13 protein-coding genes, 1 pseudogene and 1 riboswitch are annotated in these 17481 nt (G+C 40.6%); of the genes and pseudogenes, 4 read left to right on the top strand and 10 right to left on the bottom strand.

Annotated elements, in window-relative coordinates; all coding sequences use genetic code 11:
* Positions 1-59 precede the first annotated feature (59 nt).
* The 7 genes and pseudogenes from LM917_RS19130 to metH all read right to left on the bottom strand — a co-directional run bounded on the left by LM917_RS19130 (position 60) and on the right by metH (position 8155).
* Positions 60-536 carry a hypothetical protein gene (locus LM917_RS19130; protein WP_232699336.1) on the bottom strand — a complete coding sequence of 159 codons (477 nt, stop codon included), beginning with the start codon at positions 534-536 and terminating at the stop codon, positions 60-62.
* 41 nt (positions 537-577) lie between these two features.
* Complete coding sequence (locus tag LM917_RS19125; RefSeq protein ID WP_232699335.1) at positions 578-748, bottom strand: hypothetical protein; 171 nt, start codon at positions 746-748, stop codon at positions 578-580.
* Between the two features lie 121 nt (positions 749-869).
* Entirely contained in the window at positions 870-1415 is a 546-nt protein-coding gene (locus tag LM917_RS19120) for a GNAT family N-acetyltransferase (protein WP_232699334.1), read from the bottom strand.
* Positions 1416-1469: 54 nt separating this feature from the next.
* Positions 1470-1625, bottom strand: a pseudogene (locus LM917_RS19115) (IS1595 family transposase); the annotation flags it as partial.
* Positions 1626-1679: 54 nt separating this feature from the next.
* Positions 1680-2537, bottom strand: a complete 858-nt coding sequence (locus LM917_RS19110) for a formate/nitrite transporter family protein (protein ID WP_232699333.1) — start codon at positions 2535-2537, stop codon at positions 1680-1682.
* A gap of 276 nt (positions 2538-2813) precedes the next feature.
* On the bottom strand, positions 2814-4658 hold the full coding sequence (locus tag LM917_RS19105; RefSeq protein ID WP_232699332.1) for a bifunctional homocysteine S-methyltransferase/methylenetetrahydrofolate reductase: 1845 nt from the start codon (positions 4656-4658) through the stop codon (positions 2814-2816).
* 32 nt (positions 4659-4690) lie between these two features.
* Entirely contained in the window at positions 4691-8155 is a 3465-nt protein-coding gene (gene metH, locus LM917_RS19100) for a methionine synthase (protein ID WP_232699331.1), read from the bottom strand.
* 143 nt (positions 8156-8298) lie between these two features.
* A riboswitch (SAM riboswitch) is annotated at positions 8299-8397 on the bottom strand.
* Positions 8398-8751: 354 nt separating this feature from the next.
* On the opposite strand from metH, the gene LM917_RS19095 reads away from it, so the two are divergent.
* The 3 genes from LM917_RS19095 to argS all read left to right on the top strand — a co-directional run bounded on the left by LM917_RS19095 (position 8752) and on the right by argS (position 11755).
* Positions 8752-8856, top strand: coding sequence for a YjcZ family sporulation protein (locus LM917_RS19095; RefSeq protein WP_232699330.1), 105 nt, complete (start codon positions 8752-8754; stop codon positions 8854-8856).
* Between the two features lie 189 nt (positions 8857-9045).
* Positions 9046-9531 (top strand): hypothetical protein, encoded by a 486-nt coding sequence (locus LM917_RS19090; RefSeq protein ID WP_232699329.1) that lies wholly within the window; start codon positions 9046-9048, stop codon positions 9529-9531.
* A gap of 511 nt (positions 9532-10042) precedes the next feature.
* Complete coding sequence (gene argS, locus LM917_RS19085; protein WP_232699328.1) at positions 10043-11755, top strand: arginine--tRNA ligase; 1713 nt, start codon at positions 10043-10045, stop codon at positions 11753-11755.
* A 69-nt stretch (positions 11756-11824) separates the two neighbouring features.
* Here argS and LM917_RS19080 read toward each other — a convergent pair whose 3' ends face one another.
* From LM917_RS19080 to LM917_RS19070, 3 genes are all read right to left on the bottom strand, one after another.
* The gene (locus tag LM917_RS19080) at positions 11825-12238 is read right to left on the bottom strand and encodes a hypothetical protein (protein WP_232699327.1); all 414 of its coding nucleotides are present in this window, start codon (positions 12236-12238) and stop codon (positions 11825-11827) included.
* Positions 12239-12302: 64 nt separating this feature from the next.
* Positions 12303-13148 (bottom strand): deoxyribonuclease IV, encoded by an 846-nt coding sequence (locus tag LM917_RS19075; RefSeq protein WP_232699326.1) that lies wholly within the window; start codon positions 13146-13148, stop codon positions 12303-12305.
* 18 nt (positions 13149-13166) lie between these two features.
* A complete protein-coding gene (locus LM917_RS19070; RefSeq protein ID WP_232699325.1) occupies positions 13167-15320 on the bottom strand; it encodes a PAS domain-containing sensor histidine kinase in 2154 nt (717 codons plus the stop codon).
* Between the two features lie 289 nt (positions 15321-15609).
* On the opposite strand from LM917_RS19070, the gene asnB reads away from it, so the two are divergent.
* Positions 15610-17454 carry an asparagine synthase (glutamine-hydrolyzing) gene (gene asnB / locus LM917_RS19065; protein WP_232699323.1) on the top strand — a complete coding sequence of 615 codons (1845 nt, stop codon included), beginning with the start codon at positions 15610-15612 and terminating at the stop codon, positions 17452-17454.
* The last annotated feature ends 27 nt before the right edge of the window (positions 17455-17481 follow it).

The following is a 17481-nucleotide window of genomic DNA, read 5'->3' as shown; positions in this document are numbered from 1 at the left end:
GTAACGAAATGTAAAATGTGTTAGTTATCCTCTGACTAGCAACCACTTTACTCGTATCCCTACTTCTCCAGATCAGCCAATTTCTTTTCTGCCTTTCTAAATATAAGTTGTATCAAAAGTAATATATGGAAGTAAAGAAGTGACGCTCCAGAGCTAAATAAAACGATCGGAGAATAAAAAATTCCGACTAGAAAACCATTACTCAGTTCTTCTCCCAGCATAACGATAGTAAAGAGGGTCATAGCCACTATTCCAGCTATTACATAAAGAAACACTCTGTAAAAATACTCCTTGACTTGTCCTCCATCCGAAATTTTACCCACTATCCAATCTATCATCATCGAAAGTGGAATGCCGGCAAATAAATATACGGGAGCTGCAAATGTAAAAGAAAGTATAAACAAGGTAACAAATAACAGGAAATGAAAAAACGGCTGTGGAAACACTTCCACAACACTATTGCATAAAGCATAAATCAAGCTAAAAATAATGGAAGAGAATCCTGCTGCCAACATTTTCGAGATGAATCCCACCATGCTCTCCTCCCTTTCGAGTCTATATGTAAGTGGATTTGTTTTTATCTTATTGGTCGATAGCTGTCCATTTCTTTTTCAATCTTCTGGATATCGCTTTCATAAGGAGAAAAACCTCCAGTTTCACGAAGCTCACTAGGTGTATATGAAAAATACGCTAAAACTAAACAAAAAACGATAGAGGAAATTCCCGTTGCCATTATTCTTGAGACCAAAGACACCACTCCTTTTTCAACTGTATCTAATTTCTCACTATATTTACCGCATTGTTTTTACCATATATTTCAATTCTCTTACTTATATGCGGATTAATGGACCTGACAGTTTTATCAGGCATCATTCATTAAATCTTCCCATAATAATGGTATCATAGTATTTACCGTCAGAAAGGATTTTGTCTTTTTTTAATATACCTTCTGTTTCAAAGCCAAGTTTTCTATAAAGTTTAATGGCTTTATCATTTGTTCCTAAAACATTCAAAGTGATTTTTTTAATCCCATTGGAGTCAGCCCAAGAAATAGATTCTTTTAAAAGATTTTTCCCAATACCGTATCCCCAATAATCTTTTAAAACGCATACTCCGAATTCTATTTTATGAGAGAATCTATTCAAATGATTTCCTTCGCATCTTGAAAACCCTACGATCCGATCATGAACTACCGCAACTAAAAATAAGTTTCTTCTATTTTCAGTATCTGTTTTAATAATTTGTTCAAAACCTGGTACATCTATGAACGCCTCTCCTTTTTCTCTGTCTAAATTTTCGGTCTCTCCATCAATCTGTAATCTTAATTCAGACAAATCTTTTGCATCTTTTTCGATTGCAGATCTAACAGTATAATTTATTCCATTCACATAAAATTCTTGTTTGTTAATTATCATGATATACTCCATTCATAATTAAGTAGATTCCCCGTTTGTCAATAAGTTATTTTTCTAAATGGTAAATCTTGATAATCTTAGCCTATCATATGTTGCATTATTTACGAATAAGCAGCTATTTACAACCATCTTACTTACTGTTGTATCGTTATTTTGATGTTTGCTAACATCTAGGAATTTAAACCAACTCAAATAATGGTCAAGATATTTTATTCAATAAAAAAAATCTGTTCACACGTGCCTTGAACAGATTTTTTTATTATTTTATTTCTTTTGTACTACAGAAATCACTTTAGGCGCTTCAGTAGAATGTTTAGTAGTAATATTATCTATATCTGTTATCCCCAACTTAGCTTCCATCGGGGAAATTAACCAGTATATGGTTCCAACAAAGAGTCCGCCACCCACGATATTTCCTAAAGTAACAAAAAACAGGTTATAAACCATTCCAGCAAAATCAATCGTTTCTGGATGCGGTAACAACAGGGCTAGTGAAAGTACAGTCATATTCGCTACACTATGCTCAAAACCAGATGTGATAAAGGCAAAAATCATCCAGAATATGAGAATGAGCTTGGCGGCATCACTCTTCGAACGAGCCGCTGACCAGATGGCTAGACATACTAACCAGTTACAAAGTATTCCACGGAAAAACAATTGTACGGCTGGCAAATTCATCTTTTTAGCAGCCAAATAATATAGCATGTGATCGTCTGCAACATTATAAAAAATACCTGAACCCACAATAATAAGTGAGAAAATAAATGCACCGATTAAATTGCCTGACCAACACCAAAACCAGTTTTGCAACGTGTCTTTCCATGTAGTAGCACCGCTTAAAGTGCCAATCGTGAAGTACATGGTGTTCCCAGTAAATAAATCAGAGCCTGCAAATAGTACCAACGTGAGAGCTACAGGGAAAACAAGACCCATTAATGTCATGGTAAACGGGGAATTTGATGCTAACAGTGGTGCTCCAACTACAATCATTAAAATAATTCCAAAACCTATATAACAGCCAGCAAGACCTGCCGACAGGAGATAGCGAAAAAGGCTCTCGTTTCGTAGCTCTTTTTTCTTTACCGCATTCTTCGCCATAGCTTGTAAGGTATCTGTGTACAATTTCACCAACTCCTTATGGTCTTTAGCACGTGATATAAAAGCATAAAACAGCATATAATTGCAAAAAACTCTATAATCCCCGCATCCATGTAGTAGTATATCTTGTAAAAAACCATCAACATGTAAGAAACATCACTATTTGAGAAATTTTTCACAAAATGATCACTACTAGTTTACGAGTAATAACCAGGAATATACGTTCGTAAAAAAATAGCACCTGCTCCAAAACTGGAAACAGGTGCTTACTATTTAACTTGGTTCACGATCTACATGATATTAGGTTTGAAGTAATAGCTCCTTCTGACGTACATATTGGGTTAATTCTATCGTCATCTGATAGTAATTAAATGGCGTAATCAGGTAAATCCCTTTGAAATACGGAAGGGCTGCGTCAATTAATTCCTTCGCCATGCGGTTTCCTTCCTCACGTGCCGCTTCTCCTGTAAAAAGCTTCATACGCTCTCTTGCATATTCAGACAGCTTGATCCCTGGTACTTCATTGTGTAAAAATTCAGCATTGCGTGAACTGGTCAACGGCATGATTCCTATAAAAATGGGGATATTGATATGTTTGGTAGCCTGATAAATCTGCTCGATTGTTTCTACATCATAGACTGGTTGCGTCATGATATAATCAGCACCCGCTTCTACTTTCTTTTCTAACCTGGCAACAGCAGCATCTAACTGGCGTACATGCGGATTAAAAGCCGCCCCTACGATAAACTCGGCTTTCTGCTTTAATTGTCGTCCTGAAAACGTGTAGCCCTGATTCAACTGTTTCACCATTCGAATAAGGTCAAATGAGCTAACATCAAAGACAGAGGTTGCCCCTGGCAGATCGCCAAAACGAGCAGGGTCCCCAGTAATTACTAGCACCTGATCGATTCCAAGAGCGTGTAGACCCATCAAATGGGACTGTTGACCAATCAGATTCCTGTCACGACAAGCAATGTGGAGCAATGGTTCTACTCCCATTTGCTTCATCATTGCACCTAGCGCCATATTGCTCATACGCACAGTAGCAAGTGAATTATCTGCGAGCGTAATTGCATTTGCTCCTGCTTCATGCAGACAGCGACACCCTTCCAAAAAATCGTTGGAATCTAAATCTTTTGGCGGATCAAATTCTACAATAATCGTCGGGTGCTTCTTCACCTGTTCGATTATACTTGGTTCTGTTCTTGTTCTTGTATGTTGCACAATAATAGGTTGGTTCTTATTACTCTCACTCGGATTGATTCGCGGCAAAGGCTCCAAGTCTGCTAAGGATTCTGCTATCGCCTTTGTATGTTCAGGGGTTGTTCCACAGCAACCACCAATTAATCGTACACCCTGCTCACGCAATTTGCGTGCACTCTCTCCGAAATATTCAGGCGATGATTTATAGGCGAGCGTGCCATCTGCCATTCCCAGCCTACCCGCATTGGCAAAAGCTGATAGAAAAACATCTTCAGGAATGGTACTTGATTCAAAAGAACGCAGTATCTCAGCTGGACCCATTCGGCAATTAAGACCAATTACATCTGCTCCAGCCTGTTTCATTCGTACAAAAGCGTCCGTCAATGAATGACCATCTCTCGTGATTCCTACTTCAATCGTAGCCATTTGTGCAATCAGAGGGAGCTCCGTCAACGGACGAAGCACCTCCAAAGCCACTTGCAACTCCTCCACATCCAGGAACGTCTCCAAAATGATTCCATCTACTCCCGCATGCAAAAGAGCTATCGCCTGTTCCTCAAACTGATCTCGAAACTGGTCCATGGTCTTATTACGTACTCTTCCAGCGATGATGGAGCCGATTGCTCCCACTACAAATGCGTCGTCGCCTACTGCTTCTCTGGCAGTAGTAACTGCTGCTCGATTTATACGTGTTACTTTATGCTCAAGACCGTAACGGGCTAAGCTATCTCGATTAGCCCCAAAGGTATTAGTTTCTATGAGACGAGCTCCAGCCTCATAATAAGCTCTATGAATCTCTTGAATCGCCTGCGGGTTGCTAAGACACAGTTCCTCATAACATACACCAACAGGTACCCCTTTTTGATACAGCATAGTTGCCGTCGCACCATCGCCAACCAAGAGATGCTTTTGTAAATGCCTTTTCAAATCACGTTTCCCCATGTTGATCCCTTCTTTTCCTATAATCGGTACGTTTACGCTTCCACTTCAACTGGTGGAGTAGCATTAAAATATCTTGCTTCCGGATGAGCAAAGACCATAGCCGATACGGAAGCTTCTGGGTCCATCATGCAGCCTTCTGTTAACTGTATTCCAATATCCTCCGGTGTCAGCAGCTTAAATAGCTTGCGTTGGTCTTCCAGGTCCGGACAAGCTGGATAACCATAAGAGACTCGAATTCCCTGATATCTAGCTCCAAAGCGCTCAAGCATAGTCATATCAGCTGGATCTGGAAATCCCCATGTGTCACGCATGACGTGATGGATACGTTCCGCGAATGCTTCTGCCAATTCTAATGCCAATGACTGTAGTACATGTGAACGAAGATAGTTCCCCTGCTCTTTCCAGGATTGTGCAAGTTCACGTACGCCTTCTCCTGCAGTAACGGTCAGGAAACCTACGTAGTCCATTTCACCAGATTCTACAGGGCGAAGGAAGTCTGACAAACAGAGATGCGGCTCCTGTGGCTGACGAGGGAACGTAAAACGTTCAATAACAGTACTTTGATTCTCTGGATCATAAATAAGAATATCGTCACCTGATGACTGTGCTGGGAAAAACTGATACATTCCTTGTGTCTTCAAAATATCATTGCGAATTGCTTCTAGAAGGAGATCTTGTACAACTTCATACAGTTCTAAAGTTTTTTCATCCTTGTTTTCAATCAGCTTCTCTACATTTCCACGTACACCCAGATGTTTGCCTAGTAGCATGCGCAAGTTGACATAAGGCTGCAAATGACTGATCGGGTAATTGCGTAGTACATGTCGCTTCAAATCATGTGGCACAAAAATTGGTGCCGTTGTGCTGATTGCCGAACGTTTCACACTGTTTGTTACCGGCTTTTTCTCTGTATCAGGAGTAGCTGTAGCAGTTGCCGAAGCTAATGATGAAGCTGCCTTTTGATCCTCCGCTATCTTTTGGCGTCCTTCTGGATCTCGTAATTTATTAGCGATATCTAACCCGTCCATCGCATCTTTAGCATAGAGAACAAGTCCATCATACTCAGGTGCTATGCGATTTGTAGTAAATTTGCGAGTAAGCGCTGCGCCCCCTACCATAAGCGGAACATCTATGCCGGAGCTTCGTAGGTCTTGCGCCGTTATAACCATTTGTTGTGCAGATTTTACCAATAGTCCTGATAACCCAATAGCATCTGGTTTTTCTTCCCGAAATGCTTTAATCAATTGTTCTGGTGCTACCTTAATTCCTAAATTGACGACATCATAACCATTATTGGACAAGATGATCTCCACCAGGTTTTTCCCGATATCATGAACATCACCTTTTACCGTTGCCAGAATGATCTTGCCTTTCGCAGCAGATTCTGATTTTTCCATGTGCGGTTCAAGATGGGCAACGGATGCCTTCATAACCTCTGCACTTTGTAATACTTCGGCTACAATTAATTGATTGGTGTTAAAAAGTCTGCCTACCTCTTCCATTCCAGCCATTAGTGGTCCATTGATAATGTCGAGTGGGGCATATTTTTTCAAAGCTTCATCCAAGTCAGGATACAGACCATCTTTTGAACCCTCAACCACATAATTAGCAAGGCGTTCTTCCAAAGTTAGGTTAGAGACTTGCTTTACTTCTGTTTTCTTCTTTTGACGATAAAAATCAGTAAAGGTAGCGAGCGTTTCATCATTTGTATCAAACAATAATGCTTCAGCCAGTTTCCGTTCATCCTCTGGGATAGATGCATATCTCTCCAGCTTTTCAGCATTTACAATCGCATAGTCGAGTCCTGCCAAAGTCGTATGATAAAGGAAGACTGCATTTAACACTTCCCTACCTGATACAGGCAGTCCAAATGAAACGTTACTTACCCCGAGAATGTGCTTACACTCTGGGAAACGCTCATTGATGAGACGAATCCCCTCCACAGTTTCCTTCGCTGAACCAAGATATTGCTCATCTCCTGTTCCAACAGGGAATACAAGCGCGTCGAAAATGATATCCTTTGGATTCACTCCAAATTGATTTACCAATAGATCGTAAGAACGTTCTGCAACCGCTAATTTACGTTCGCGTGTCACTGCCATTCCTTCTTCATCAATCGTCCCTACTACAACTGCTGCTCCATATTTATGGATTAGAGGAACAACCTCTTCAAATCGAATCAGACCATCTTCCAGATTAATAGAGTTAATAATCGCTTTACCTTGCGAATAGGTAAGTCCTAATTCCAATACATCTCTATCTGTTGAGTCAATCATTAATGGCGCCTTTACTTTTCGTGCTACAAACGGTAAAAATTGCTTCATATCATCTAACTCATCACGGTCCGGGTCAGCCAGACATACATCAATAACCGCTGCTCCTTTTTTCACCTGGGATCGTGCTATATCTGACGCTTCTTCGTACTGTTCCCCCGCAATCAAATCTCGGAATTTTTTCGAACCTATTACGTTTGTGCGTTCTCCCACGAGGATAGGTCGATTATCTTCTTCCACATATAAAACTTCAATTCCAGAGACTGCCGCTGCATGGTCCGTATTATTTTGGCGTGGTTTGTACTCTTTTAAGGTTTCAGCCAGTTCCGTGATATGTTCAGGTGTGGTTCCACAGCAACCACCCGCTACGTTCAACCAACCTTTTTCAGCAAAGGCAGCCATCTTGGCTGCAAGTGCTTTAGGGGATTCATGGTAGTGTCCGTTCTCATCTGGCAATCCAGCGTTGGGATAGCAACTTACACCAGACAAAGCCAAATCTGACAGGGTCCGTAAGTGATCCCGCATAAATTCTGGACCAGTTGCACAGTTGAGCCCTACAGTAATCGGTTTTAAATGTTCAATTGAAATATAAAATGCCTCAATATTTTGACCTGCCAGCGTAGTACCCATCGGCTCAATCGTTCCAGAAATCATGATAGGTATTTCATAGCCCACTTCTGCAAAAGCTTTGCGAATACCGATACCCCCCGCTTTTACATTCAATGTGTCTTGGGATGTTTCCACTAATAATACGTCTACTCCACCTATTAGTAAGGCTTTTGCCTGACGGTAGTAAGCGTTAATCATTTGATCAAAGGTAGCACCGCCTGTTAAGGAGAGCGTTTTTGTTGTAGGTCCCATTGCACCAGCCACATATCTTGGCCATTCAGGTGTGGAGTACTCGTCTGCCACTTCTCGAGCTATCTGAGCCGCAGCCAGATTCAACTCATAATCTCTATCGGATATATCGTAATCTGCCAAAACAATGTCAGTAGCACCAAAGGAATTGGTTTCTACAATATCTGCACCTGCTTCCAGATAAACAGCATGTATGTGGCGAATTACATCGGGCCTTGTGATATTCAAGTTCTCATTACAGCCTTCCAAATCTTCTCCACCGAAGTCTGCTGCCGTCAGATTCGCCTGTTGCAGCATGGTGCCCATAGCTCCATCCAAAATCAAAATCTTACGTTGCAATTGCTCTTGAATTGTTGGTTTTTGCATGTTATGTAACTCCTTTTTTGGATTTTGGATCTTTTTTCCTTTATGGAATGTTTTTTACCCTTTCTTACATAGAAAAAAAAATCCTCTTCTCGCTTAAAAGCGAAGAAGAGGATTATTGGTCTTTACCTGGAGACTCTGATCCCCTCTCATCTTTCAAAGCGAATGCTTTGCTGGATTTGGCACCTGATTAATCGGTTGCCGAGGCTTCTTCGGGCCAGTCCCTCCGCCTCTCTTGATAAGAGTGTATATATAGTTGTACCTTGTCATTCTATTTTTGAATTACACGTATCTTAACATTCTGACAGTAAGTCGTCAACGGATATCTGATTCTGATTCCCCCTTTACTCTGTTATCTGCCCATTTTTCTACTAAGCTGGGCTCCTGCCCACACCAGATAGACAGTAATGTATAGACTGTAGAATAACAAAGCGAAGGAGGGAATGCTTCATGAGCACAACATTCGGTGGCGGGAATTGTTTCAACGATTGCTCCTTCATCCTTGTGCTGTTCATATTGTTAGTTATTATTATCTGCAGTTGCTGTAATAACTAAACAGCAATACCTTCTTACTTTAAAATATAAAGGAGGCACTTTTCATGAGCACATCTTTCGGTGGCGGCGGATTCTTTGGAGATAACTTCAGCTTTATCTTGGTTCTGTTTATCCTATTGGTGATTATTGCTTGCGGCTGCTTTAACTAAGCAATTCAACACCCATGTATACAACATGTAACCATCTGTCATGGTGAGGTTACGGGAAAGGGCAATAGCCTGCCCTTTCTCCACTCTTCATGGCTTTATTCATGAGGTCATCGGTTTTCTACACTTGTTTTCTTGTAGCTCCAACCGTTCCTTGCTACGATATAGGTAGATAAAAAGGGAGGGCCTATCATGACAAACCCATCGTCAGTTTTACATAAATCAACTTTCATGCAATCACTTGAAACAGTTAAAATCCTGCAAAATAATGAGCTGGACTCTTATCGAATTGTAAAAGATCGGAATAACGGTCTACATTATCTTCATTACCATACCCATCATATCAGTTTAATGGCAGGTGGGATTCGTGAAGAATATGATAATTTTCTCCCACTTGATGATGGAGAAGTAATGGCCATTCTTCTTGATGAAAATACTATTTATCAGTTCCCCGAACACTGGCAACGACAATATTTTCGTGGTGGTCAGGATGATCGCTTGATGCTATTTGATCCTACAGAATCATTTGCTGACAGTGATGGGGCCGAGGAAGAGCTGGCTCTTCTAGAAACCTTCCTTTCTTATAAGAAACAGTTTGAAGAAGCAACAGATAAAGAAGCCTACACAAAGGAATATTTCAAAAAGCTGGAGGAGCTTCAAAAACAGAAAAAGAATTGACCTTACCCTTGCTACGAATTGCAAATTTGGTTATACTAGTCGCTATATGAATAGATATCGATGATGAGGATAGTAATGATTTCTCGTGAACCAAGCGAGCCGGGGATGGTGGAAGCCCGACTGAACAGAAATTGATGAAGCGTACCTCGGAGATGCGGTTTGAAGTCGTCAGTTCATCATTATAGCTGACGATGATAGAATTAGCCGGGTAAGCCCGTTACAGCTTGAAAGCAGGTTCTCCGTCACGATTGGATGGAGGGCAAAAAGAGTGGCACCGCGGAAGATAATAACCTTTCGTCTCTTACGCTGATTACAATTGTTGTATCAGTAGAGACGAGAGGTTTTTTGCTGTCTATAGCCATTTTGTTTTGGTGCCATTTCAGCTTGTATTGCATTATATGCTTGCTGGTTCTCACTTGATATCAGCGATCCTAGATGCTTATATGCTCTTTTGGAAAATGTGCGAATTTCTCTCACGAACCTTTATACATGTATAGAAAGGATGAATAACATGAGCTATAAACAACAAGTAGCTACTCACATTTCACAAGTTCTGACGCAAATCGGTATTGAAGATTTTACGGAGGAACGTGTGCAAGGCATGTTGGAAACTCCACCCAATCCTCAAATGGGTGACCTTGCTTTCCCTTGCTTCCAGTTAGCCAAGTCATTGCGCAAAGCTCCTCCAATGATTGCACAGGAACTATCAGATAAAATATCTTTGCCATTTTTAAAGGAAGTACAGGTAGCAGGTGCCTATCTTAACTTTTTCTTCGACCAAGAAGAAGTTGTCGTATCTTGTGTGAATACGATTTTAACTGAAGGAGCTACTTATGGCAGCTCGCAACTGGGTGAAGGAAAGAGGGTTCCCATTGACCTTTCCGCACCTAATATTGCAAAGCCATTCTCTATGGGTCACCTTCGCTCTACAGTCATTGGTAATGCCCTAGCGAACATCATGGAAAAACAAGGTTACAAACCTGTGCGTATTAATCACCTTGGTGACTGGGGTACGCAATTTGGTAAACTGATCGTTGCCTACAAAAAATGGGGAAATGAAGAGAAAGTAAAAGCAGAACCTATCAAAGAGTTGCTCACCCTATACATTAAATTCCATGAAGAAGCAGAGAGTGATCCTTCCCTGGAAGATCAGGGTCGTGAATGGTTTAAAAAACTGGAGGATGGCGATCAGGAAGCAAGAATGCTGTGGCAATGGTTCCGTGATGAATCCCTACAAGAATTTAACAAAATCTATGAACTAATGGGAATTTCCTTCGACTCTACAAATGGAGAAGCTTTCTATAACGATAAAATGGATCGCGTTGTCGATCTACTAGAGCAAAAGGGACTACTCTCTGAATCAGATGGTGCGATGGTCGTTTCTCTTGAAGAATATGATATGCCACCTTGCTTGATCAAAAAATCAGATGGCGCAACGTTATATGCTACTCGTGACCTGGCAGCAGCACTGTATCGCCATGAAAATTATGATTTTGCCAAAGCTCTGTACGTAGTTGGTGGGGAGCAGCGTCTTCACTTCCAACAGTTCATTAAGGTACTGCAAAAAATGGGTTATGACTGGGCCAAAGAAATGCACCATATCCCATTTGGCATGATGCTAAAAGACGGTAAAAAGATGTCTACCCGTAAAGGTAAACTCGTCTTATTAGAAGAAGTATTGAGCCAAGCTATTGAAGATGTACTAAAGGTAATCGAAGAAAAAAATCCTAACCTTGCTAACAAAGAAGCTATTGCTCGTCAAGTTGGTGTTGGCGCAGTAATTTTCCATGACTTGAAAAACTATCGTCTAAATGACATTAACTTCTCTTGGGAAGATATGCTTACGTTTGAAGGTGAAACAGGACCATACGTGCAATATACACATGCTCGTGGCTGTTCTCTACTGAAAAAAGGGAATTACAAAAAGTCTGAGGTTAAAGCTGTTGAAGGTGCTTTTGAAGGCGCTGAAACGTGGGCGGTTGTTACGACCTTACTGCAATTTCCAGAGGTTATTGAGAAAGCTGGCGATCAATTTGATCCATCACAAATTGGTAAGTACGTCATTGATCTCGCTCAATCTTTCAATAAATTCTACGCTCATGTTCGCATTTTAGCGGAAGATGAAGATGTTAAACAAGCACGCTTGCAATTGGTAGAAGCTGTTTTAATCGTATTAAAAGAAGGTCTTCGCCTGTTAGGACTGCAAGCACCTGAAGAAATGTAATAAAGAAAATAACAAGCCCTTTTCTATCTAAGTGGTGTCACTAAGAGAAAGGGGCTTGTTTTTTTGTCGTTATTCGTTAATCTCTGGATCTCTTGGAGTTTTAGGACGGGCAAACCATGCTTTTGCAAGCTGATCTACTAAACCTTTTGGCAGGGACGTTGGTTCTTGCAGTACATTGCCTACTGCATCAACACCACGGTATACGAGTGCTGTATCATCCTCTGGGTCTGATTTTGTCTCCAAAATCAATTCACCTAGTTTACCTGCTACTTTCCAATCTACAATCATTAATTCATACTCGCTCGGAGCAAGTTCAATGTAATCTTCCTCTGTCAAATCAACAATCGCATATCCATCTGCTTCAATTTCTGCCTCAAACACTTTACCGTTCGCTTCTTCATACAGCTTCAATTCTGCACTATCATCCAGATTCTCTTTGATCTTATCAAAATCACGTATGATAACTTTTATTGTTTTTGTCATGTTGATCTCCTTTTGATTCATCATTATTATCCGCTCTTGTGTAACGGCCATCTTCTATCATATCCTACTGAATGTCTTTGGACAATCCGCGAACGAATTCTATCTCCGCTTGATGTCCCCCCTCCCTTTCTCCCGGCGTTTCAAGGATAAGTGGAATAGTAACCAATTCAGGTCGAGACAGTAATCTGATAAAAGCCTCCTCTCCAATCATTCCTCTTCCAATATCAGCGTGCCGATCTCGATAGGAAAAAGCAGGATATTTGGAATCATTAAGATGAATCACCTTCAAATGGGGTACATAATCCGAATGGATAAATCGCTCAACTAGTTCATTCTCCTTATTAAGTTCCCACATTCCACTAGCAAAAGCATGACAAGTATCCAGACAAAAACCAATATGCTCTGGTTTCTCACACAAAGAACGTACCTGAACAAGTTCTTCGATCGTAATTCCCATTTTATTACCTTGACCAGCATTATTTTCTAACAGAATCATTGCCTTACCACTATATGATCGAAGGATTTCATTTAATGAATAAATCATGAGCTGATACCCGTACAAAGGATTTTTTTTCGCACCTTTGTACTGTCCAAAATGTACAACAACTCCGAGAGATCCACACGCATCAGCTATATCCAAATCATTTTTTACCGATTGGAGCATAGTCGCATATACCTCCTCTCCTTCCACACACAGATTCGTAGGATACGGAGTATGAGCGACAGAAACCAAATCATTTTTTTCACATATTTCTCTGCATCTTCTCGCATCTTGCAAAGAAAAATCTTTTATCGACAATCTTCTAGGGTTTTTGGGAAAATACTGAAAACATCCCGCCCCCATCTTGTAAGCAGTAATAGCAGCTTGCGCGTATCCACTCTGTAAACTCAAGTGAGAGCCTATTCTCATGCAGATTCCTCTTTTATCCTATTGTTTGATAAAAGTAAGAGGTAAATGCACACAAACAGTCGTTCCCTCGTCCATAACGCTGTCAATCGTAAAGTGGCCATGGTGATCTCGAATTATTTTATTACTTACCATTAACCCTAAACCAGTACCCTTATCTTTCGTTGTATAGAATGGTTCTCCTAGCTTATCAAACCGTTCTTTCGGTATTCCACACCCTTGGTCCTTAAAACATATTTGGATGTGATTCCCTTCCTGGGTGGTATCAATGGTAATTGTACCTCCATTTGGCATTGCTTCGATTGCATTTTTTACAATATTGATAAATACCTGCTTAATCTGATTCTCTTCACAGGTAATGGTTAGTTCATTAGTTGCCCCCTCTATGTGAAACATGACATTATGAAGAAGTGCCTGACTTTCTAAAAGAGTAATAACGTCACGTATAATGTGAAGGACATTCGTTTGTTTATAGTGCTGGACTTGTGGTTTCGATAGCACCAATAATTCACTTACGATGAAATTAATCCGATCTAGTTCGGTAATCATCACATCAAAGTAGAATTTATTCTTGGTTTCGCTTGCTTGAAGTAACTGAATGAATCCTCTTAACGCAGTAAGCGGATTTCTGATTTCATGGGCGACACCTGCTGCCAACTCACCGATCATTGACAATTTATCAGAGTTACGCAATAATTCTTCAGCTTGTTTACGTTCTGTAATGTTTCTTGCTACAAATACAAAGTGTTCTACCCGACCTTTTTCATCTCTAATGGGGGTTCCATTGGCTTCTAGATACATCCATTCCCCTGTAGCACAGAGATATCGAATTTCCATTTGCATTACAGAACCATGTGTAATCATCTTTCTTCTTCTGGTGTATAAGCGTGGCAAATCCTCTGTATGTACCAAATCTTTGTAATGTAATCCAATTATTGATTCAGGTTTATACCCTAGAATAGTAAAAAATGAGGGCGACACATATGTGTAGGTACCCCTGCGATCTAGTATAGCTATAAGATCGGTCATATTTTCAGTAATCAACCGATATTTTGCTTCACTATCCTTTAACGCTTCTGCTGTTTTTTTCTGCTCAGTAACGTCTTTTGTAATAATCGCGATGGCAATAATCGTTCCCAAATTATTTCGAATAGGAATACACGTGCACAGAACATCGATCTGTTGCCCATCACTTCGCGTACAAGAAACTTGTATATCATGAAAACTCTCTCCACGTATTGTTCTGTGTATTTTATCTGACAGGTCATCAACGTAAGCAGGCTCGAACATCTGATTAATATTTTGGTCTACTTCAAATGCCGTATAACCATATATTTTTTTAAAAGCTGGATTATAACTCATTATTTTGCCATTAAGATCTAACATGACAATAGCATCGGTCGTACTTTTCACGAATGATTCCAATAGCTCCTTCGCTTCCCATAGCTGTGTCTCGATTCTAACTTTCTCGGCTATATTACGCATGGCAGAGGCTACCCCGATAATTTCTCCAGCTTTATTACGAATGGGGCTATACGTAATGGACGCATCAAAAGAATGTCCAGCTTTATGACGACGCTTTGTCCTAAACATCGTCGTCTCTCCTGTCTCCAACACGGTCTTAAAATGTATTTTTCTTTGATCTACATATCCTTCTGGAATAACTAAATTAGGGTCGGAAATCAACTCTTCAGGTCTAAAGCCTGTAATACTCTCAAATGACTTGCTTACATTAATGATGGAATAGTCCTTGGCAAACAGCGTAATCGAGTCATTTGAATGTTGAACAAATGAATGTAGTTGTTGCTTCACCTCATATAATTTCTGCTCAATTCTCCGTTCTTTCGTAATATCTTTCACAACAAAACCAATATCTTCCCATGGTAGTAAAAATGGTCGGAATAAAAGAATAATAGGATGTCCATTTTTATGCATAACGGATATTTCAATGGGTAGATGTTGTTTCTCTTGTTTAAGCTTATAAAGATGTAATTTTTCCTCTGGTATATACATGGGAAAAACCCGTGCCAGTTCTTCCTGGGTGTAGCCCGTCATTTTTGTCCATGCCTGATTTACATACAGGACTTCTCGCTGTTCAGAAAGGACCAGAAAGGCTTCTGGGAGAGCATGCAAAAAAGCTGAAAAATATTCATCTTGCATAAACATTCTATTCATAGTAAAATCCATCCCCCCCTGCCTACACGTCAATAATTTTTTTGTTATCTATTCATATTTTCAGATAACTATACACCTCTTGTAAAGTAAAATTATCATAATATTCTAATAAAAATACAGGTACGAGACTTATTCGCAGATAGATTTAGCTGCTGATTGATAATTTTCTGTTTTTTTCACCTGAAACACCTCCGAACAAGCAACCGTTGGATTAACCATTGCATACCATGTGCCTAGATCACTGATTAGGTTTGCTGTATTCATCTTGTAAACGGAAAGGGTGAAAATCATGTGCGGGATTACCGGTTGGGTTCATTATGAAAAAAGCTTGCGTCAGGAACTCGCAATCATGCGGGAGATGACTGAGACTCTTCTTTATCGAGGGCCAGATAGTGAAGGATATTATCTGGGTGAGCGGGTAGCTTTTGGGCATCGCAGGCTTGTTGTGGTAGATCCAGAAGGCGGCGCGCAACCAATGAAAAAGCAAGCGAAAGGTAGATCTGCAATCCTGGTATATAATGGAGAATTATATAATACCGAGGATATCAGACAAGAATTACTGCACGTTGGGCATACATTTTCCTCGCATTCAGATACGGAAGTTCTACTCACCGCTTATCTGGAATGGGGCGAGAACTGTTTAGAAAAGTTGAACGGAATATTTGCTTTTGCCATCTGGGATGAACAAAGACAAAGTTTGTTTCTTGCCAGAGATCGTTTAGGTGTTAAGCCATTATTTTATTGGCATCAACAAGAGCAGTTTGTGTTCGGATCGGAATTAAAAACACTGCTGGCTCATCCGCAGATTCATCCGGAATTAGATCGGGAAGGTCTTGCTGAAATTATGCTAATTTCTCCAGCACGCACACCGGGTCATGGCGTGTTTCGTGGGATCAAAGAGCTTCGACCAGGATATTGTGCAACTGTATCAACAAGTGGAGTCGTAATAAAACCTTACTGGCAGTTAGAAAGCTACGAACATACCGATACTTTTGAACAAACCGTGGAAAAAGTCCGTTCACTCGTGATAAATGCAATTGAACGCCAGTTGGTTGCTGATGTGCCCGTATCGATGCTTCTGTCTGGTGGTTTAGATTCAAGCGTAATTACAGCGGTAGCTGCCAAGTATTACAGAGGGCAGGGTCGTGGCAAGGTGCATACCTACTCCATTGATTACAAGGATAATGACCAATACTTCACATCACATTCCTATCAGCCTGATTCAGATGCGGCATGGATAAAACGTGTCTCTGACCATGTGGGGACAACACATCACTCCATCATCTTTGATACCCCAGAATTGGTTGATGCCTTACAAACTGCTGTCATTGCACGGGATTTGCCCGGAATGGCTGATATCGATGCTTCTCTCTATTTGTTTTGTCTTGAAATGAAAAAAGAGACGACAGTTGTCCTCTCAGGAGAATGTGCAGACGAGATTTTCGGAGGGTATCCCTGGTTTCATAATCAGGAGACATTGTTTGCAGATTCGTTTCCTTGGACCAGAAATAATCATGAACGATTCAAATGGTTGTCTCACGAATGGCGTGAGGAGCTTCAACCAGAGTCTTATGTTAGAGACCGTTTTTTACAAACTATTGCTGAAGTGCCACCTCTTCGGGGAGAATCTGAGCTGGAGCAGAAGCGACGCCAAATGTTTTATTTGAATCACACCTGGTTTATGAATACATTATTGGATCGAAAAGATCGCATGAGTATGAGAGCCAGCTTAGAGGCTCGAGTACCTTTTTGTGATCATCGATTGGTCGAGTATCTCTGGAATGTGCCTTGGTCGATGAAAATGTATGATGGAAGAGAAAAAGGGCTACTGCGTAAAGCAATGGAAGGCTTGATACCAGATGATGTCCTATATCGTAAAAAAAGTCCCTATCCGAAAACTCATCACCCTGCCTATGCCAAAGCAACGCGCGACTGGCTGAAAGAGGTCATATCTGATCATTCTTCTCCACTCCTCTCCATCATCGACAGAAACTACGTAGAAACCCTCCTCGAACAAGAAGCAAATGCCGTTCAGATTCCCTGGTTTGGTCAATTGATGAGCACTCCGCAGCTTTTCGCCTATCTAGCGCAAGTTGACTACTGGTTACGGACATACAAAGTAAGAATTGTCTAACCTCATTCGATTAAAGGTATTTTTATC

The sequence above is a fragment of the Brevibacillus daliensis genome (assembly GCF_021245735.1).
GTDB classification, from domain to species: Bacteria; Bacillota; Bacilli; order Brevibacillales; family Brevibacillaceae; genus Brevibacillus_B; species Brevibacillus_B daliensis.
Note: the sequence above shows the minus strand (reverse complement) of the source record. Positions and strands in the feature narration are given on the sequence as shown.